This window comes from Streptomyces sp. NPDC043812 (genome assembly GCF_056436245.1).
In genome coordinates, this window is the sequence record NZ_JBWKCY010000014.1 from 151,549 (window position 1) to 170,537 (window position 18,989).

Annotated in this window: 19 protein-coding genes and 1 pseudogene; 12 read left to right on the top strand and 8 right to left on the bottom strand. The window is 69.9% G+C overall.

Annotated elements, in window-relative coordinates:
* Nucleotides 1-77: 77 nt before the first annotated feature.
* Together AC067Z_RS21635 and AC067Z_RS21640 are read left to right on the top strand one after the other, a co-directional pair.
* Nucleotides 78-1,535 carry an aldehyde dehydrogenase family protein gene (locus tag AC067Z_RS21635; RefSeq protein ID WP_478791189.1) on the top strand — a complete coding sequence of 486 codons (1,458 nt, stop codon included), beginning with the start codon at nucleotides 78-80 and terminating at the stop codon, nucleotides 1,533-1,535.
* Between the two features lie 121 nt (nucleotides 1,536-1,656).
* A pseudogene (locus AC067Z_RS21640) lies at nucleotides 1,657-2,198 on the top strand (DinB family protein).
* Between the two features lie 21 nt (nucleotides 2,199-2,219).
* Here AC067Z_RS21640 and AC067Z_RS21645 read toward each other — a convergent pair.
* Nucleotides 2,220-2,930: a bleomycin resistance protein gene (locus tag AC067Z_RS21645; protein WP_478791190.1), complete on the bottom strand. Its 711-nt coding sequence runs from the start codon at nucleotides 2,928-2,930 to the stop codon at nucleotides 2,220-2,222.
* A 44-nt stretch (nucleotides 2,931-2,974) separates the two neighbouring features.
* Between AC067Z_RS21645 and AC067Z_RS21650 the strand changes: the two genes are divergently transcribed.
* On the top strand, nucleotides 2,975-3,616 hold the full coding sequence (locus tag AC067Z_RS21650) for a PadR family transcriptional regulator (protein ID WP_478791191.1): 642 nt from the start codon (nucleotides 2,975-2,977) through the stop codon (nucleotides 3,614-3,616).
* A gap of 3 nt (nucleotides 3,617-3,619) precedes the next feature.
* Here the strand turns inward: AC067Z_RS21650 and gad are convergent, their stop codons facing one another.
* Nucleotides 3,620-5,044, bottom strand: a complete 1,425-nt coding sequence (gene gad, locus AC067Z_RS21655) for a glutamate decarboxylase (protein ID WP_478791192.1) — start codon at nucleotides 5,042-5,044, stop codon at nucleotides 3,620-3,622.
* 83 nt (nucleotides 5,045-5,127) lie between these two features.
* Here gad and AC067Z_RS21660 point away from each other — a divergent pair, with 83 nt between their 5' ends.
* A complete protein-coding gene (locus AC067Z_RS21660; protein WP_478791193.1) occupies nucleotides 5,128-5,886 on the top strand; it encodes a MerR family transcriptional regulator in 759 nt (252 codons plus the stop codon).
* 47 nt (nucleotides 5,887-5,933) lie between these two features.
* Here the strand turns inward: AC067Z_RS21660 and AC067Z_RS21665 are convergent, their stop codons facing one another.
* Nucleotides 5,934-6,299, bottom strand: coding sequence for a YbjQ family protein (locus AC067Z_RS21665; RefSeq protein WP_478791194.1), 366 nt, complete (start codon nucleotides 6,297-6,299; stop codon nucleotides 5,934-5,936).
* Nucleotides 6,300-6,507: 208 nt separating this feature from the next.
* Here AC067Z_RS21665 and AC067Z_RS21670 point away from each other — a divergent pair, with 208 nt between their 5' ends.
* Nucleotides 6,508-7,203, top strand: coding sequence for a DedA family protein (locus AC067Z_RS21670; RefSeq protein WP_478791195.1), 696 nt, complete (start codon nucleotides 6,508-6,510; stop codon nucleotides 7,201-7,203).
* A 39-nt stretch (nucleotides 7,204-7,242) separates the two neighbouring features.
* On the opposite strand, the gene AC067Z_RS21675 is transcribed toward AC067Z_RS21670, so the two are convergent.
* Nucleotides 7,243-8,913, bottom strand: a complete 1,671-nt coding sequence (locus AC067Z_RS21675; RefSeq protein ID WP_478791196.1) for a threonine/serine exporter family protein — start codon at nucleotides 8,911-8,913, stop codon at nucleotides 7,243-7,245.
* A gap of 137 nt (nucleotides 8,914-9,050) precedes the next feature.
* A complete protein-coding gene (locus tag AC067Z_RS21680; RefSeq protein WP_108151010.1) occupies nucleotides 9,051-9,545 on the bottom strand; it encodes an inorganic diphosphatase in 495 nt (164 codons plus the stop codon).
* 148 nt (nucleotides 9,546-9,693) lie between these two features.
* Between AC067Z_RS21680 and dacB the strand changes: the two genes are divergently transcribed.
* The 7 genes from dacB (at nucleotide 9,694) to AC067Z_RS21715 (ending at nucleotide 17,418) form a co-directional block, all read left to right on the top strand.
* Entirely contained in the window at nucleotides 9,694-11,124 is a 1,431-nt protein-coding gene (dacB, locus tag AC067Z_RS21685) for a D-alanyl-D-alanine carboxypeptidase/D-alanyl-D-alanine endopeptidase (RefSeq protein WP_478791197.1), read from the top strand.
* Between the two features lie 87 nt (nucleotides 11,125-11,211).
* Nucleotides 11,212-12,366, top strand: a complete 1,155-nt coding sequence (locus AC067Z_RS21690; protein WP_478791198.1) for a zinc-dependent metalloprotease — start codon at nucleotides 11,212-11,214, stop codon at nucleotides 12,364-12,366.
* 198 nt (nucleotides 12,367-12,564) lie between these two features.
* A complete protein-coding gene (gene tilS / locus AC067Z_RS21695; protein ID WP_478791199.1) occupies nucleotides 12,565-13,656 on the top strand; it encodes a tRNA lysidine(34) synthetase TilS in 1,092 nt (363 codons plus the stop codon).
* A 38-nt stretch (nucleotides 13,657-13,694) separates the two neighbouring features.
* Nucleotides 13,695-14,234, top strand: coding sequence for a hypoxanthine phosphoribosyltransferase (gene hpt, locus AC067Z_RS21700; RefSeq protein ID WP_478791262.1), 540 nt, complete (start codon nucleotides 13,695-13,697; stop codon nucleotides 14,232-14,234).
* Nucleotides 14,235-14,409: 175 nt separating this feature from the next.
* Nucleotides 14,410-16,434 (top strand): ATP-dependent zinc metalloprotease FtsH, encoded by a 2,025-nt coding sequence (ftsH, locus tag AC067Z_RS21705; protein ID WP_478791200.1) that lies wholly within the window; start codon nucleotides 14,410-14,412, stop codon nucleotides 16,432-16,434.
* 129 nt (nucleotides 16,435-16,563) lie between these two features.
* Nucleotides 16,564-17,169, top strand: coding sequence for a GTP cyclohydrolase I FolE (gene folE / locus AC067Z_RS21710; protein WP_478791201.1), 606 nt, complete (start codon nucleotides 16,564-16,566; stop codon nucleotides 17,167-17,169).
* A gap of 114 nt (nucleotides 17,170-17,283) precedes the next feature.
* Nucleotides 17,284-17,418, top strand: a complete 135-nt coding sequence (locus AC067Z_RS21715) for a hypothetical protein (protein WP_478791202.1) — start codon at nucleotides 17,284-17,286, stop codon at nucleotides 17,416-17,418.
* A gap of 58 nt (nucleotides 17,419-17,476) precedes the next feature.
* Here the strand turns inward: AC067Z_RS21715 and AC067Z_RS21720 are convergent, their stop codons facing one another.
* The 3 genes from AC067Z_RS21720 to folB all read right to left on the bottom strand — a co-directional run bounded on the left by AC067Z_RS21720 (nucleotide 17,477) and on the right by folB (nucleotide 18,986).
* A complete protein-coding gene (locus tag AC067Z_RS21720; RefSeq protein ID WP_478791203.1) occupies nucleotides 17,477-17,965 on the bottom strand; it encodes a DUF3180 domain-containing protein in 489 nt (162 codons plus the stop codon).
* A 65-nt stretch (nucleotides 17,966-18,030) separates the two neighbouring features.
* Nucleotides 18,031-18,630, bottom strand: coding sequence for a 2-amino-4-hydroxy-6-hydroxymethyldihydropteridine diphosphokinase (gene folK / locus AC067Z_RS21725; RefSeq protein ID WP_478791204.1), 600 nt, complete (start codon nucleotides 18,628-18,630; stop codon nucleotides 18,031-18,033).
* Nucleotides 18,627-18,986 (bottom strand): dihydroneopterin aldolase, encoded by a 360-nt coding sequence (gene folB / locus AC067Z_RS21730; protein ID WP_478791205.1) that lies wholly within the window; start codon nucleotides 18,984-18,986, stop codon nucleotides 18,627-18,629. Before folB ends, folK begins: the two co-directional genes overlap by 4 nt.
* Nucleotides 18,987-18,989: the final 3 nt, after the last annotated feature.

The following is an 18,989-nucleotide window of genomic DNA, read 5'->3' on the forward strand; positions in this document are numbered from 1 at the left end:
ACAAGTACGATGACGCGACATCAGACTTCTGCGCTTCTGTCGGCCACAGCCGCATCCGCCTCTGGAGCAGTGATCACATGTCCTTCTTCACCGAACTGGCGTTTCAGTACATAGACGGCGAGTGGAGGTCCGGCAGCGGCTCCTGGGACATCATCGACTTCAACCCCTTCGACGGGGAGAAGCTGGCGTCCATTCCGGTGGCCACCGCTGCCGAGGTGGACCAGGCCTACCGTGCCGCCGAGCGCGCGCAGCGGGCCTGGGCCGACACCAATCCGTACTCCCGCCGGCAGGTCTTCGAGAAGGCTCTGCGGATCATCGAGGACCGTGAGCAGGAGATCGCCGCGGCGATCATCGCGGAGCTGGGCGGCACGCATCTCAAGGCCGGCTTCGAACTGCACCTCGCCAAGGAGTTCCTGCGCGAGGCGATCCATCTCGCCCTGCGCCCCGAGGGCCGGATCCTGCCGTCCCCGGTCGACGGCAAGGAGAACCGGGTCTACCGCGTCCCGGTCGGGGTGGTGGGCGTCATCAGCCCGTTCAACTTCCCCTTCCTGCTCTCCCTCAAGTCGGTCGCCCCGGCGCTCGCACTCGGCAATGCCGTGGTGCTCAAGCCGCACCAGAACACCCCGGTCTGCGGCGGCTCCCTGGTCGCCAAGATCTTCGAGGACGCGGGTCTGCCCGCCGGACTGCTGAACGTGGTCATCACCGACATAGCCGAGATCGGTGACGCGCTGCTGGAGCACCCCGTCCCCAAGGCGATCTCCTTCACCGGGTCCGACAAGGTCGGCCGCCATGTCGCCACCGTCTGCGCCGCGAACTTCAAGCACGCCATCCTCGAACTCGGCGGCAACAGCGCGCTGATCGTGCTCGACGACGCCGACATCGACTACGCCGTCGATGCCGCGGTCTTCAGCCGGTACGTGCACCAGGGCCAGGTCTGCATGGCGGCCAACCGCATCCTGGTCGACCGCTCGGTGGAGCAGGAGTTCACCGAGAAGTTCGTCGCCAAGGTGAAGACGCTGAGGGTCGGCGACCCGGCCGACCCGGCGACCCACATCGGCCCGCTCATCAACTCCTCGCAGGCAGACGCCGTTTCCTCGCTGGTGGACCAGACGGTCGAGGCGGGCGCGACCGCGCTGCTGCACGGCGGCGCGGACGGCAACCTGCTCTCGCCGTCGGTGCTCACGGGCCTGCCCGCCGACTCACCGGTCCTCACCCAGGAGATCTTCGGGCCCGTCGCGCTGATCGTCCCGTTCGACGGCGAGGAGGAGGCGGTACGGATCGCCAACGACACCCCGTACGGCCTCAGCGGTGCCGTGCACACGGGCGATGTGGAGCGCGGGGTGCGCCTCGCCAAGCAGGTGCACACCGGCATGATCCACATCAACGACGGCACGGTGCACGACGAGCCGATCGTCCCCTTCGGCGGTGAGAAGCACTCCGGCGTCGGCCGGCTGAACGGCGATTCGATGCTCGACGCGTTCACCACCCAGAAGTGGATCTCGGTGCAGCACGGCCGCTCCCGGTTCCCCTTCTGAGCCGTTTCCGGAAATCTTTCCGGCCACGAGCCCTTGCGGACAGAAGCTGTCCGCAAGGGCTCGTAGCGTGTTCCGTGTCGGAAGGGGAGAAGCCCCTCCCGCGGACCAGAAGGCGGACCCCATGGTCACCCACGTTCCCTCAGAGGCCCACGGCGACGAGCGCGGCGCCCTCATCTCCTTCGTCGAGGCGCAGCGCGGCGCGATCCGCCGCTCGGTGCTGGGCTGACCGAGGAGCAGGCCGCGAGCCGCCCGAGCACGAGTGAACTGACCCTGTCCGGACTCCTCAAGCACGTCGCGGAGGCGGAGCTGAACTGGCTGCGCATGGCGCAGCAGAGGCCGAACGAGAAGCAGCGGGACGAGGGCACCTGGGGCGACAGCTTCCGGCTCGTCGACGGCGAGACGATCCCCGCAATGCTGGACTTCTGGGCCTCCGTCGCCAAGGAGACGGAGGAGTTCGTCCGCTCGGTGCCGAGCCTGGACGACACCTTCCCGCTGCCCGAGGCCCCCTGGTTCCCGAAGGAGGGCAGGGTCTCCATGCGCTGGCTGATGCTGCACCTGGTCGAGGAGATCGGCCGGCACGCCGGCCACGCGGACATCATCCGTGAATCGCTGGACGGCAAAGGCGCGTTCGACCTGGTGGCGATCGAGAGCGGCCAGGGCTGATGACGCCGGTCGGGCGGCGCCTCAGGACTCCCCCCGGGTCAGTTCGTCGAGCCGGCCCAGGGCGTCCCGCGCCGACTCCCGCTCCTGGGCGGTGAGTTCCAGCCCGGCCGCCCTCACCAGTATCTCCCCGGCGAGCGGTTCGTCGCCGAGCCGCCGGGCGATGTCGCCGCGCAGGACGAGCAGCCGCAGAAGCTGCACGGGAGTCGGCTGCTCGTCGTCCAGGCGCAGTACCCGGTCGATGATCCGCGCCGCGCCGGGCAGATCCTGCTTGGAGTCGGCGAACAGATCGGCCATGTGCAGGGCCCTGGCGAACGTCTCCTTCGGGGCCGGCCGGTGGTTCAGGTCCTCGTCGACCTGCTGGCCGATACGCAGCGTGTTGCCGCCAGGGTCGGTCAGCAGGAACTGCCGCACCCCGTAGGTCATGTCCTTCAGCGGTCCGATGCGGGGCAGGCCGCGCTGGGGAATCCTTCCGTACGCCTCCTTGAGTCCCGCGCGGAAGGTCTCGTAGAGGGAGTCGACGTCGTCCGTGAAGATGTAGCAGCCGGAGTAGGAGCCGCCGGGCTCGTACTGCTTCATGCCGAAGAACTGCAGCTGGAGGGGGCCGCGCTCGACGACGGCGTACGCGTACGGGCTCTTTTGGAGGAACGTCGTCTCGAAGCCGAGGGCGGTGTAGAACTCGACGACCGGCTGGATCGTCCGGCACGGGAGGATCGGGATGGTCTTCTCGGTCATGCCGAGTAGTCTAGTCAAAGTTGAATAGAAAGGGGTCCCGGCCGATGTCGGCAATCCGTCTGCTCGTCCTCGGGGCCGTACGCCAGCACGGCCGGGCGCACGGCTACCAGATCCGCAACGACCTCGAGTACTGGGGCGCGCACGAGTGGTCCAACGCCAAGCCCGGCTCGATCTACCACGCGCTCAAACAGATGGCGAAGCAGGGACTGCTGCATGCGCACGAGATCGCGCCCTCGACGGCCGGCGGGCCGCCCCGCACCGAGTACGAGATCACCGAGCGGGGCACCGAGGAGTTCTTCGCGCTGCTGCGTGCATCCCTCACCGCACACGACCAGAAGACGGACGTGCTCACGGCGGGCGTGGGCTTCATCGTCGACCTGCCGCGCGCGGAAGCCGTCGAGCTGCTGACGGCACGCGTGCGCGGGCTGGAGGAGTGGCGGACCTCCGTCACCGATTACTACACGCCCGAGGAGGGCCCGGAGTCGCTCGGCCACATCGGCGAGATCATGAACCTGTGGGTCTCCTCCGCCGAGTTCGGCGCGGAATGGACCCGGGGGCTCGTCCGGCGGATCGAGGCCGGGGCGTACACCTTCGCCGGCGAGGGTGAACCGTTCGTCGGCATCCTCGCCGAGGGCCAGGAGAACCCGTACGCGACGGGCGAGTCCCACGAAGGCGACACCCGTTAGCACTCAGTGGTGGAACGCCGTCACCGCCGATGCGTCCTTGTCCAGCGGGCCGGACTGTGCGCGCAGTTCGGGCAGCAATTGCCGCAGATCCGCCAGCAGCAGCTCCGCCAGGTCCTCCGAGAACCCGTTGCGGCACACGATCCGCAGCACCGACAGATCCTCCCGATCGGCGGGGAACGTGTACGCGGGCACCAGCCAGCCCCGCTCGCGCAGTCGCCGCGACACGTCGAAGACGTCGAAGCTCGTGACGTCCGGCGCGGTCGTGAAGGCGAACACCGGCAACTGGTCGCCGTGCGTCAGAAGCCGGAAGTCGCCCAGCTCCTCGATCCGCCGGGCGAGCCTCTGCGCGATGTCCCGCGCGGTCTGCTGGACAGCCCGGTAGCCGTCGCGGCCCAGCCGCAGGAACGTGTAGTACTGCGCCACGACCTGCGCCCCCGGCCGGGAGAAGTTGAGCGCGAAGGTCGGCATGTCACCGCCGAGGTAGTTGACCCGGAAGACGAGCTCCTCGGGCAGATCGTCGGGCGAGCGCCACAGCGCCCAGCCGACCCCGGGATAGACCAGCCCGTACTTGTGCCCGGACGTGTTGATCGAGGACACCCGCGGCAGCCGGAAGTCCCACACCAGGTCCTCGTCGAGGAACGGCGCCACCATCGCGCCGGACGCACCGTCCACATGGACGGGGATGTCGAGGCCGGTGCGCTCCTGGAGGGCGTCCAGCGCCGAGCAGACCTCCGCGACCGGTTCGTACGACCCGTCGAACGTCGAGCCGAGCACCGCGACGACGCCGATGGTGTTCTCGTCGCAGAGATCGACCGCAGCCTGCGGGTCGAGATGGAAGCGCTCGCCCTCCATCGGCACGAGCCGCGGTTCCACCTCCCAGAAGTTGCAGAACTTGTCCCAGCACACCTGGACGTTGACGCCCATGACGAGATTGGGGCGGGCGCTCGCGGGATAGCGGTCGGCGTTCCGCTTCGCCCACCGCCTCTTCAGCGCCATCCCGGCGAGCATGCAGGCTTCGCTCGACCCGGTCGTCGAGCAGCCCACCGCGGTCGCCGGATCCGGCGCGTGCCACAGATCCGCGAGCATGGCCACGCAACGGCGCTCCAGCTCGGCCGTCCGCGGGTACTCGTCCTTGTCGATCATGTTCTTGTCCCGGCACTCTCCCATCAGCACCGCCGCCTGGGGCTCCATCCAGGTGGTGACGAAGGTGGCGAGGTTCAGCCGGGAGTTCCCGTCGAGCATCAGTTCGTCGTGCACCAGCTGATACGCGGCGTGGGGCGGCAGCGGGCCGTCCGGGAGACGGTGCGTGGGAGGCGCCGCCGTCATTCCGCTGACCGGGTCGGCCGCCCCGAAGAACGGGTTGAGCGACAGCCTGTTCCGGTCCTGGTCCCGCTCGTCGGCGTCGGTCGCGCCCTTGTGAAGTGCCATAGGTCTCAGGCTTATACGGGCTTGCACCTCACGCAACGTGAGGCAGCAGCCTGGGACGCGTCACGAACGAAGGAGCGCAGGCCATGAGCTGGTCCGTGGGACAGGTCGCCGGTTTCGCCGGGGTCACGGTGCGCACGCTGCACCACTACGACGAGATCGGGCTGCTGAGCCCGAGCGGCCGCAGCCATGCGGGTCACCGGCGGTACGACGACGCCGACCTGGACCGGCTGCAGCAGATCCTGTTCTACCGGGAGCTCGGCTTTCCGCTCGACGAGGTGGCGGCACTCCTGGACGACCCGGACGCGGACCCGCAGGCGCACCTGCGGCGGCAGCACGAGCTGCTGTCCGCCCGGATCACCAAGCTCCAGGAGATGGCCGCGGCCGTGGAGCGAGCCATGGAGGCGAAGCAGATGGGCATCAATCTCACCCCAGAGGAGAAGTTCGAGGTCTTCGGAGACTTCGACCCGGACGAGTACGCGGAGGAGACCGAGCAGCGCTGGGGCGGCACCGACGCGTACAAGGAGTCGCAGCGGCGCACCGCCTCGTACACGAAGGAGGACTGGCAGCGGATCCAGCAGCAGGCGGAGGCGATCACCCGCCGGTTCGTGGAGCTGATGGAGGCCGGCGAGGAACCGGAGTCCGAGGCGGCGATGGACGCGGCGGAGGCGCACCGCCGGTGGATCAGCGGCAACCACTACGAGTGCTCGTACGAGATGCACACGTGTCTCGCCGAGATGTTCGTCACGGACGAGCGGTACACCCGCAACATCGACAAGGCGAAGCCGGGTGTGGCGGCCTACCTGCGGGACGCGATCCTCGCCAACGCCATCCGCCACGTGTGACAGGTCCGGCCCGTACGGCGTCCGCCGTACGGGCCCGGACCACCGGGTCAGACACGGGCGACCACGGCCGCGGTGCCGTACGCGCACACCTCGGTGCCCACGTCGGCCGCCTCCGTCACATCGAAGCGGAACGCCAGCACCGCGTTCGCGCCCCGGGCCCGGGCCTGCTCGATCAGCCGCTCCATGGCCTGGTTGCGGGTCTCGACCAGCGTCTTGGTCAGCCCCTTCAGCTCGCCGCCGACCATCGACTTCAGTCCCGCGCCGATCTGGCTGCCCAGATGCCGTGAGCGGACCGTCAGCCCGAAGACCTCCCCGATCACCTGCTGCACCTGGAATCCGGGCACGTCGTTCGTGGTCACGACCATGACGTCCGTGCCGGAGCTCTGTCCGCCGCCGTAGTCCTCGATGCCCATTCCTGTCCACCTTCCGTACGACCGCCGTGGGGTCCCCCCGGGCACAGCTTTGCCCCAGCCCCGGCACAGTGCATCCTGAGCGGACCGGTGGAACGCGGCGACGCCTCGGGCCGTTGGTAAATTTGGGCGGCGGACCCGCCCTCTGTGCGGCCGAACACGCCGACGCGATCGACGATCGACCCACTATCGACTCAGGAGCCCGGACCTCGTGAACACCCTTGCGCTCGGACCGAGCTGGCTGGACCCGGACTACCTGATCGGGACGTTCGGGCTGATCGGTGTGCTCGTCATCGTCTTCGCCGAGTCCGGCCTGCTGATCGGCTTCTTCCTCCCCGGGGACTCGCTGCTGTTCACCACCGGCCTGCTGGTCACCACGGGTGCGCTGGACGCCCCGCTGTGGCTCGTGTGCGTGCTGGTCGTCCTCGCGGCGATCCTCGGCGACCAGGTCGGCTATCTCTTCGGCCGCAAGGTCGGCCCCGCCCTCTTCAAGCGCCCGGACTCCCGCCTCTTCAAGCAGGAGAACGTCGAGAAGGCCCACGAGTTCTTCGAAAAGTACGGCCCGAAGTCGCTGGTCCTGGCCCGCTTCGTGCCCATCGTGCGGACATTCACGCCGATCATCGCCGGTGTGAGCAGGATGAACTACCGCTCGTTCATCACGTTCAACATCATCGGCGGTGTGCTCTGGGGCGCCGGTGTCACGCTGCTCGGGGCGGCGCTCGGCAAGGTCGACTTCGTGCACAAGCACATCGAGGCGATCCTCATCCTGATCGTCCTGATCTCGGTGCTGCCGATCGCGATCGAGTTCCTGCGGGCCCGCTCGAAGAACAAGAAGGAGGCCGTCGAAGGGGCCGCCTCCGGCAACGACGTGCCGCCGGCCCAGCGCGGGCGCCACGCCAAGCGCTGAGCTCCTCCGGCCTGTCGTCGGCCTCCCGGAAGCCGCCTGTCAGAAGCCGCGCGTCCGCTTCGCCGCCCGGCGTCCGCCGGGAGTCTGCTCGCCCGGCGCACCGGCGATCCCCGGCACCCGGAGGAACAGCCGGGAGATCTCCGCACCCAGGTTCACCCCGATCGCGATGGCCAGCGCCAGTGCCGCTGCCTTGCTCAGCGAGGCCAGCCCCGTGTTCAGCTCGCCCCTGGCGATCGACAGCAGCCCGAAGTACGTCGCGCTGCCGGGCAGCAGCGGCCCGATCGCGGCGGTGACGTAGGGCAGGGCCGACGCGAACCGGTAGCGCGACAGCATCTGGCCGAACAGGCCCACCAGACCGGCCGCGGCCGCGGTGGCGGCGACCGGCGAGGCCTCGGCGACATCCGCGAGCGCCCCGTAGACGACCCAGGCGACCCCGCCGTTGAAGGTCACGAGCAGCACCGTGTTGCGTTCCTGCTGCAGCAGGACGGCGAAGCACAGGGAGAGTGCCATCGCGGCCAGTGTCTGCGCCACCGGCCGCTCCACACTGTGGATCGCGGTCTCCGGCTGGAGCCCCGCGTCCAGCGCGAAGCCGAGATAGAGCACGCTCAGGACACCCACGACGATGCCGACCACCAGATAGCCGACCTCCAGCAGCCGGGCGGCCGCCGTGATGTAGAAGCCCGTCAGCCCGTCCTGCACACCGGCGACGAGCGCCCGCCCCGGGATCAGCGCGAACAGCCCACCGGTGATCACCGCCGACGCCCGCACCTCCAGCGGTGAAAGGGTCAGCGCCACACCCACCGCGGCGGGCGGCATGGCCGCCCCGACGAACTGGTAGAACTCCGGCAGCCCCCGCCCGGCGCACATCCAGGCCAGCCGGTCACCGAGCATCGCGCTGACCGCCGCCGCCAGGAACACCAGGAGGTCGCCGCCGACCAGCACGGAGGCCGCCCCGGCCAGCAGACCGCCGGCCAGGGTGAGCGCCCAGCCGGGATACGGGTGCCGGTTACGGCGGATCTCCGCGAGGCGCCGGTACGCCTCCTCCAGCGTGATGTCCGACTCCTCGACGCTGATGTCGTGGACCAGCCGGTAGACCGCCGCGAGCCGGGTGTAGTCGGTAGCGCGGCGGCGCACCGTGCGGTTGGCCGTCACCGGGTCGTCGACCAGGGACGGCTGATAGGTGATCGACAGCAGCGTGAACGTCACGGTCGGCTCGCAGCGGTCGAGGCCGTACGCGTGCGAAATGGCGAACATGGCCGCCTCGACGTCCTCGGCGCCCTCCCCGCCCGCGAGCAGCAGCTCCCCGATACGCAGCGTCAGGTCGAGCACGCGGGGCACGGCCGGACCGGCCTCGCCCTGCCGGTGTGCCGCCTCCGGCACGGGCCGCTCGCCCACCGGCATCCGCAGCATCGCGCGCATCCGGTCCTGCCAGGGCGCGGTCTTGGTGAGCCGGACGACGGGCATGCCGTGCGCCGGGGTGAACGCGGGCGGCGAGGTCTTCGCGCTGTAGACGCTGGGCGGGGCGAACGCGGACCCCTCCGGCTCCGCGGGCGGCTCCGGGACCAGCCCGTCGGGAACGGCGAACTCCGAACTCGGATGGTCCTCTTCGGGTGCCTCGTGCTGCTCCAAGCCCGCAGGCGGAGCGAACGCGCTGTGCGCCTCGTCGGACTGAGGCTTCCGGTCTTCCGGACCCTCGGGCTCCGCCACCACTCGCTGTCCTCGCTCCCTCTCGTACCAGCCCTGTGTCCGGCGCTCCTGCCCAGTATGGGCACGGACAAGGGGTGGCACGCGACGCGGGCGGGACACCGAAGTGTCCCGCCCGCGTCAGGTGCTCGAGGAGCAGCGCGTCAGTGCGCGCCGCCCTGCGCCTCGAGGCGCTTGTAGGAGGCCTCGATCTCGGCCTCGGCCTCGGTGCGGCCGACCCAGTTGGCGCCCTCGACGGACTTGCCGGGCTCCAGGTCCTTGTAGACCTCGAAGAAGTGCTGGATCTCCAGGCGGTCGAACTCGGACACGTGGTGGATGTCGCGCAGGTGCTCCACACGCGGGTCGGAGGCGGGGACGCACAGCAGCTTGTCGTCGCCGCCGGCCTCGTCCGTCATCCGGAACATGCCGATGGCGCGGCACTTGATCAGGCAGCCGGGGAAGGTCGGCTCGTCAAGGATGACCAGCGCGTCCAGCGGGTCGCCGTCCTCGCCGAGGGTGTTCTCGACGAAGCCGTAGTCGGCCGGGTAGCTGGTCGAGGTGAAGAGTCGACGGTCCAGGCGGATCCGACCGGTCTCGTGGTCCACCTCGTACTTGTTCCGCGAACCCTTCGGGATCTCGATGGTGACGTCGAACTCCACGGGTGGCTCCTCCATGATCAACACATACGTCTGGATGCTGTGCCCTCCCGGGGACGGCCCCCTGGCCCCCAGCCGAAGGGTGCTGGTGTGACCGGGTGCCATGCTCGCGGCAAGACGCAGTTCTGGTGATTAAGTGTCCCTCACGCACATGAGTGATCGCGAAAGGGGCTGGTGCGGGGTGCCGAAGGTCAGGACGTGGCAACTCGCAGCGGGCGCGACCCTCGCAGGTCTTGCCCTGTCCGCCGTGGCGGTGGCCGCGGCAGGACCTTGGGACACCGGTCAGCGTAAGGCCGAGCGGCAGTGGTCGGCGGCCCACGGCCGCACGGGTGGCGCACATCACGAACCGCCCGCGGCGCTGCGCCCCGCCCCCGCACCCAGCGCTCCGCCCGTGCTCACCGCCCTGGGCGGCCCGCGGACCACGGCCGCGAAAGCGCCCGCGACCCCTCCCGCCGACCTGACGAAGACCCTGGGACGACTGCTCGACGCCCCGGCCCTGGGCGCGGTCCGCACGGCCTGCGTCGTCGACCTCACCACCGGGAAGCGGCTGTACGGGAAGGGCGCGACGGTCCCGATGACCCCGGCGTCCACCGTAAAGATCGCCACGGCCGTCGCAGCCCTGACCGCACTCGGTGCGGACCACCGCATCCCCACCACCGTCGTCGCGACCGCCGAGGCCGAGAAGATCACTCTGGTCGGCGGCGGTGACGCCACCCTCGACCGGGCCCGCCTGGCCACTCTCGCCGACCGCACCGCCCGCGCCCTGCGCGACCGCGGCGCCACGACCGTCCGCCTCGCCTACGACACCTCGCTCTACCGCGGGCCGCTGCTGCACCCCATCGGCCCCAACGACAACATCGCCCCGATCAGCGCCCTGATGGTCGACCAGGGACGGAACGACCCGAAGAGCACCGGCGCCGCCACCCGCACGTCCGACCCGGCAGGGGAGGCGGCCAGGGTGTTCGCGGACATGCTCAGTGAACGTGGGCTGCGCATCACCGGAACAGTGACCTCCGGCCGCGCGGCCGCCAAGGCGGTCCCGCTCGCCCAGGTCCTCTCGGCGCCCCTGTCCGCGATGGCCGAACGGATGCTGACCACCAGCGACAACGACATCGCCGAATCGCTCGCCCGCCAGACCGCCGTCGCGACCGGGGCGAAGGCCGACGCCGCCGGCGCCGGACGGGCCGTGGCCGCGCAGCTGCGACGCCTCCAGCTGCCGCTGGACGGCGCCCGGTTCGCCGACGGCAGCGGCCTGAACCGCCACGACAAGGTCTCCGCGGCGCTCCTCACCGCCCTCCTCGCCCGTGCCGCCGACCGGGAACATCCCGAACTGCGCCCCGTGCTCACCGGCCTGCCGGTCGCGGGCTTCACCGGCACCCTGGAGGACCGCCTCTCGGACTCCGCCGGCTCCGGCCTTGTCCGCGCCAAGACCGGCACGCTCACCGGGGTCAACACCCTCGCGGGCACCGTCGTTGCCCCGGGCGGCCGACTCCTCGGCTTCGCCTTCCTCGCCGCCGACACCACCTCGCGGGGCGCCGCGCAGTCCGCCCTCGACCGCCTGGCGGCCGCGCTCGCGAGGTGAACCGACCACCGCCCGGTCCGCCTGCCGGTCCGGGCGGCGGGCGCCAACACCTCTCCGTACCCGCCGTCGAGAACGTACGGTTGACGCATGACGAGCATCGGTGGTGCCGAGATGGTCGACTGGAACCTCGCCACGGCGACCGCGACCCGCTTCGTGCGGCCCGGTCCCGACGTGAGCCGGGACGAGGCGCGCGCCGTCGTCGCAGAGCTGCGCCGGCACGCCAAGGCCTCCGAGGAACACGTACGCGCCTTCACCCGGATGATCCCGGAGGGTTCACAGCCGCAGGACACCCCGGTCCTCGTCGTGGACCGGGCGGGCTGGATCAAGGCGAACGTCGCGGGCTTCCGCGAACTGCTGGCCCCCCTCCTCGACAAGATGCAGGAACGTCGCTCCGGCACCCCGGGCGGGGCCGTGCTCGGCGCGGTCGGCGGCAAGGTGACGGGCGTCGAGCTCGGCATGCTGCTGTCGTTCCTCGCCTCACGGGTCCTCGGGCAGTACGAGACCTTCGCGCCCGCCGCCCGCGACCTGCCCGCCGGAGACCCCGCGGACCCGAACGGCAACGGCAACGGCGGTGGCCGACTCCTCCTCGTCGCCCCGAACATCGTCCATGTCGAGCGCGAACTCGAGGTCGAGCCGCACGACTTCAGGCTCTGGGTCTGTCTGCACGAGGAGACCCACCGCACCCAGTTCACCGGTGTGCCATGGCTGCGCGACCATCTCGAGGGCGAGATCCAGTCATTCCTGGGGGAGACGGACGTCGATCCCATGACCGTTCTCGAACGGTTCCGGGAGGCCGCCCAGTCCCTCGCCGGTGCCCGCCCCGAGGGCGAGGTGGACGACGGCGGCCGCTCGATCGTCGAACTGGTCCAGACGCCCGCGCAGCGCGAGATCCTCGGCCGGCTGACCGCCGTCATGTCGCTCCTGGAGGGGCACGCCGACTTCGTGATGGACGGGGTGGGGCCGGACGTCGTGCCGTCGGTCGCGGAGATCAGGGAGAAGTTCCAGCAGCGCAGGGCACGTGGTGCGAGCCGGCTCGACCTCGCCCTGCGCAAACTGCTCGGCCTCGACGCGAAGCTGCGGCAGTACCGGGACGGGGAGCGTTTCGTGCGGTCCGTGGTGCAGGAGGTGGGCATGGATGGTTTCAACCGGGTCTGGACGTCTCCCAATACGCTCCCGACCAAGGCGGAGATCGCCAAACCGGCGGATTGGGTCGCGAGGGTGCACCGTAAAGCAGAGTCGTGAGCTGCGGGCGGGTGACGGCAGAAGGGCGCCCCTCCAATCACCCGTCCGAGGGACCGTAGGCAGTGGGTAGGCGTGCAATGCTCGGGTATTGGCTCGGTTCTGTCACCATCGACGCACTCTGAGTGACTGATCTGTTGTCGCTCTCGTTCCGACTCGACCGAGACACCCCCCTCCCGAACTTCACGAAGGGCACCGGACATGGGTCCCCATCCTGCGGTCGCGGCGATACGCCTGGCGGTCCGCCGCGCACTCCACGAAGTACTCACACAGCACGCCGAGAACACCGACACCGCCGTCCCTGCCGGGCACTCTGCCGACCCCGCCCGCGCCGCCTCCCTCGCCGCGCCCGGAGCCCTCGCCGCCAGGACCGCCGACAGGCCCCCGCTCGTTCTCGTGGCCTGCTCCGGCGGCGCCGACTCCATGGCGCTCGCCTCGGCCCTCGCCTTCGAGGCCCGCAAGCTCCCCGTCCGCGCCGGCGGCATCACCGTCGACCACGGCCTACAGGTCGGCTCCGACCTCCGTGCCGCCGAAGTCGCCGTCCGCCTCACCGCCATGAACCTCGACCCCGTCGAGGCCGTCGCCGTGCACGTGGGCCGTGAGGGCGGGCCAGAGGCCGCCGCCCGTGACGCGCGCTACGCCGCCCTCGACGAAGCCGCCGAGCGACTCGGCGCCGTCGCCGTGCTCCTCGGCCACACCCGCGACGACCAGGCCGAAACCGTCCTGCTGGGCCTCGCGCGAGGCTCCGGCATCCGTTCCCTGTCGGGCATGGCGGCCGTCTCGGGGGCGGCCGGCCGTTACCGCCGCCCCTTCCTCCAGATCGATCGCCAGACCGCCCGCAAGGCCTGCATGGTCCAGTCGCTGCCGGTCTGGGACGACCCGCACAACGCCGACCCGGCCTACACCCGCTCCCGGCTGCGCCACGAGGGACTGCCCGCCCTGGAGAAGGCGCTCGGCAAGGGAGTCGTCGAGGCCCTGGCACGTACCGCCCAGCTCTCCCGCGACGACGCCGACGCGCTCGACAGCTGGGCCGCCGACGCGGCGGCCGAAGTGCGTGCCGGATCCGGCGAGCTGGAGTGCGCCAAACTGTTCGCCCTGCCCCCCGCCGTACGGCGCCGAGTGCTGCGCAGAGCCGTCATCGAGGCGGGCTCTCCCGCCGGTTCGCTCTTCGCCCGGCACGTCGAAGAGGTCGACCGGCTGATCACCGGATGGCGCGGCCAGCGGGCCATCAATCTGCCCGGCCGGGTGGAGGCACGTCGGCAGGGTGGCAGACTGGTCATTCGGCAAGGCTGACCGCCGAACAGAAAGCGACGCGGGTGAACGAGAAGGACATGGGCAACGACCTCCAGTCGGTGCTCATCACCAAGGAAGAGATCGACGCGAAGCTGGCCGAGCTGGCCGCGAAGATCGACGCGGAGTACGCGGGCAAGGACCTGCTCATCGTCGGAGTCCTCAAGGGCGCCGTGATGGTGATGGCGGACCTCGCGCGTGCGCTGTCCACCCCGGTCACCATGGACTGGATGGCGGTGTCGTCGTACGGCGCCGGCACGCAGTCGTCGGGCGTGGTCCGGATCCTGAAGGACCTGGACACCGACATCAAGGGCAAGCACGTCCTGATCGTCGAGGACATCATCGACTCGGGTCTGACCCTGTCGTGGCTGCTGACCAACCTCGGCTCCCGGGAGCCGGCCTCCCTCGAGGTCTGCACGCTGCTGCGCAAGCCGGACGCCGCGAAGGTCGCCATCGACGTGAAGTGGATCGGCTTCGACATCCCGAACGAGTTCGTCGTCGGATACGGCCTGGACTACGCGGAGAAGTACCGCAACCTCCCGTTCGTGGGCACGCTCGCGCCCCACGTCTACGGGGGTTGAGGAGTCGGGAACCAGGACCGCCTTTCCGCCGTTGGAGCAAGGGAAGGCGGTCGCCGGTCACGATGCTGAGGTACCGTCCGAGGAACAGTTGTCTTTTCCCATAGCAGTCTCATAGCAGTCACTCAGCAGCATTTACCTACGGGCAGGAGGGACGGGGCGAGTTCGCTCCGTATGGATGGACGTGAAGCGATACTTCCGTGGGCCGGTCATGTGGATCGTGCTGGCCGTCCTCGCCGTGGTCGTGCTGATGCAGGTCGTCGGCTCGTCCGGCGGCTACAAGACGGTGGACACCGGCGAGGTCGTCCAGGCGATCGACAAGAACCAGGTCAAGCAGGCAAAGCTGACCACAGGTGACGAGCAGATCATCAAGATCGAGCTCAAGGAAGGCCAGAAGGTCGACGGCGGCACCAAGGTGCAGGCCAGCTACATCGGCACCCAGGGTGCCGACCTGGCCGACAAGCTGCAGGAGAAGTTCGCGGCGGGTGAGATCGAGAAGGGTTACACGGTCTCGCCCTCGAAGCAGAGCCCGTTCGTCTCGGTGCTGCTCTCGCTGCTGCCCTTCGTCCTCATCGTCGTGGTCTTCCTCTTCCTGATGAACCAGATGCAGGGCGGCGGCTCCCGCGTCATGAACTTCGGGAAGTCCAAGGCCAAGCTCATCACCAAGGACACCCCGAAGACGACCTTCTCGGACGTGGCAGGCTCCGACGAAGCGGTCGAGGAGCTCCACGAGATCAAGGAGTTCCTCCAGGAGCCCGCCAAGTTCCAGGCAGTCGGCGCCAAGATTCCCAAGGGTGTGCTGCTCTACGGCCCGCCCGGCACCGGCAAGACCCTGCTCGCACGCGCCGTCGCGGGCGAGGCGGGCGTCCCGTTCTACTCGATCTCCGGATCCGACTTCGTCGAGATGTTCGTCGGTGTCGGTGCCTCCCGGGTGCGCGACCTGTTCGAGCAGGCCAAGGCGAACGCCCCGGCGATCGTCTTCGTCGACGAGATCGACGCCGTCGGCCGGCACCGCGGTGCGGGTCTCGGCGGCGGCCACGACGAGCGCGAGCAGACGCTGAACCAGCTGCTCGTCGAGATGGACGGCTTCGACGTGAAGGGCGGCGTCATCCTGATCGCCGCCACCAACCGGCCCGACATCCTCGACCCGGCGCTGCTGCGCCCGGGCCGTTTCGACCGGCAGATCGCCGTGGACCGTCCCGACATGCAGGGCCGTCTGGAGATCCTCAAGGTCCACCAGAAGGGCAAGCCGGTCGCCCCGGACGTCGACCTGGGCGCCGTCGCCCGGCGCACCCCCGGCTTCACCGGCGCCGACCTGTCGAACGTGCTGAACGAAGCCGCGCTGCTCACTGCGCGCAGCGACAAGAAGCTGATCGACAACCACTCCCTGGACGAGGCGATCGACCGCGTCGTGGCGGGCCCGCAGAAGCGGACCCGGATCATGTCCGACAAGGAGAAGAAGATCACCGCGTACCACGAGGGCGGTCACGCCCTGGTCGCGGCGGCTTCGCCCAACTCCGACCCGGTACACAAGATCACGATCCTGTCCCGCGGCCGGGCCCTCGGCTACACGATGGTGCTTCCGGAGGAGGACAAGTACTCCACCACCCGCAACGAGATGCTCGACCAGCTCGCGTACATGCTGGGCGGGCGCGCGGCGGAGGAGCTCGTCTTCCACGACCCGACCACGGGCGCTGCCAACGACATCGAGAAGGCCACTGCCACGGCCCGCGCGATGGTCACGCAGTACGGCATGACCGAGCGGCTGGGTGCGATCAAGTTCGGCGGCGACAATTCCGAGCCCTTCCTGGGCCGGGAGATGTCGCACCCGCGCGACTACTCGGAAGAGGTTGCCGCGCTCGTCGACGAAGAGGTCAAGAAGCTCATCGAGACCGCGCACAACGAGGCCTGGGAGATCCTCGTCGAGAACCGCGACGTTCTCGACAACCTGGTCCTTCAGCTCCTGGAGAGGGAGACGCTCGGCAAGGAGGAGATCGCCGAGATCTTCGCCCCGATCGTGAAGCGTCCGGCCCGTCCGGCGTGGACCGGTTCCTCCCGGCGCACGCCGTCCACCCGCCCGCCGGTGCTCTCCCCCAAGGAGCTCGCGCTGACCAACGGTGCGGCCAACGGCGCGGGCCCCACGGTGACCGATGTGACCAAGGCTCCGGCCGAGGCGGTCCCCGAGGAGCGTCCCGAGGCCTGAGCCCCGGGCCTCACGGCCCCCGGTGACGGCTCGGAGCCCCGGAATGAATGCCGCGTCCCCCAGGTTTTAGCCTGAGGGACGCGGCATTTTCGTATGTCCGCAGCTCGAGCACACAGGAACGAGGCACAGATGACCGACCCGGTGACGCTGGACGGCGAGCGTTCGATCGCCGAGTTCGACGAGAAGCGGGCGGAGGACGCCGTACGCGAGCTGCTTCTGGCGGTGGGCGAGGACCCGGACCGCGAGGGCCTGCGGGAGACTCCGGCCCGGGTGGCACGGGCCTACCGGGAGATATTCGCGGGCCTTCGGCAGCATCCGGCGGATGTGCTCACGACGACATTCGACCTCGGCCACGACGAGATGGTCCTCGTCAAGGACATCGAGGTGTACAGCACCTGTGAACATCACCTGGTCCCCTTCCGAGGCGTGGCGCACGTCGGCTACATCCCCTCGACCAGCGGAAAGATCACGGGCCTGTCGAAGCTGGCCCGGCTGGTGGACGTCTACGCCCGCCGGCCGCAGGTCCAGGAGCGGATGACCACACAGATAGCGGACTCGCTCATGGAGATCCTCGAGCCGCGCGGTGTCATCGTCGTCGTCGAGTGCGAGCACATGTGCATGTCGATGCGCGGCATTCGCAAGCCCGGTGCCAAGACGATCACCTCGGCGGTGCGCGGGCAGCTGCGGGACGTGGCGACCCGCAACGAGGCAATGAGCCTCATCATGGCGCACTGATCGTCCGTAGGCAGATCAACTCCCGTGTTCTGTATGGGAGTTGACGAAGAACGGGCTGCTCGCCGCGGCCCGGGAGCCCGGTGTGGGCGGCATGGCTGCCGCACCAGGACGGGCATGTGTGCCGATCTCCGGCAGCGGTATGCCCGCGCAGTTCGAGGTGAACCGGCCGCGGGCCGGGTGGAGCGCTCGAAGGACGTGCAGCAGCGGCTGACTGCGGTCCTGGCAGCCCCGGTCGTCACCCTGCCGTGAGCGCATGCGGGCCCGGGCCCGGCCGTCCCGGCCGGGCCCGAACTCTGTGAAGGTGGGGTCAGGCCGCCCGGGCCGTCGTGTCGTGGTCGTCGTCCCCGTCCTCGGGGAGCTTGCAGACCCGCTCCAGGAAGAACGCGGCCGCGACCACGGCGATGCCGGCCACCACCGAGAAACCGGCGTAGATCGCCTGGTCCCGGCGGGCGGGGATGTCGAGCGAACCGAGCAGGTACACGCCGGTGCCGCCGTACATACCGCTCACCAGTGCCGCCACCAGCGCGCTCGCCTGACCGAAGACCACAGCGCGCGCCGCCATCAGCGGCTCCACGCCCTTCGCGCCGGGCCGGCGCTCCCGCTGCGCCTTCAGCCGGGCGCGCAGCGAGAGCGCGGTCGCCGTGAGGACGGCGGCGATGACTGCGAGCACGATCGGCGCGGCCAGCGGCACGCTGGGCAGGGTGCCCAGGGAGTCCCACAGGCGGGCGCCGCCCCAGGAGAGGACCCCGGCCGCGGCGAAGAGACCGGCCAGTACACCAAGCCGTAGTTGCTTCACCGAGTGGGCCGCCCTTCACCTGTCACGCCGCGCGACGCGATCGTCGTTCCGTACGAGCCTAACGACTACTCGGGCAGACGGAGTTCCAGGTCGCCGCGGGGCTGGACACCGGCGACGCCGACTCCGGCGAGCAGCTCGGCGACCGGGCCGCGGCCCGGCAGCTGCGCCTCGGGCTGGACGTCGTGCCACGGGGCGAGCACGAAGGCGCGCTGGTGCGCGCGCGGATGGGGGAGCGTGAGGGCGGGGTCGTCGGAGACGACATCCGCGTAAGCCACGATGTCGACGTCGATCGTGCGCGGGCCCCAGCGCTCTTCGCGGACGCGGTCGAAGGCCTCTTCGATGGCCTGGCCGCGCTCCAGGAGCGAGGACGGCGGGAGGGTGGTCTTGATCACAACCACCGCGTTGAAGTACGACGGCTGACTGCCGGGCTCGACGCCCCACGGTTCCGTCTCGTAGACCGGGGAGACCGCTTTGACGCGCAGGCCGGGGGTGTCCTCCAGGGCGTCGATGGCGCCCTGCAGGGTCTCCATGCGGTTGCCCAGGTTGGAGCCGAGGGAGATCACGGCCTGTTTCGGGTTGGACAGGGTGATGTCGGCCGCGTCCACCTGCTCCACCACGGAGGTGGGCACCGGTTGCACGGTCGGGTCGCTCGCTGCCTGGTTCATACACGGCTCCGGGTGATCGTGATGGTCACGTCGTCGAAGGGCACCGTGATGGGGGCGTCCGGCTTGTGCACCACCACCTCGACCTCCTCGACGCCGTCGTGCTTGAGGCACTGCTGAGCGATGCGCTCGGCCAGCGTCTCGATCAGGTCGACCGGCTCGCCCTCCACGACCGCGACGACCTCCTCCGCCACCACGCCGTAGTGCACGGTCTTCGCCAGGTCGTCGTCAGCGGCCGCCGGGCGGGTGTCCAGGCTGAGCACCAGATCGACGATGAAAGTCTGGCCCTCCTCCCGCTCCCGGGGGAAGACGCCGTGGTGCCCACGGGCCTTGAGGCCGCGCAGCGCGACACGATCCACGCG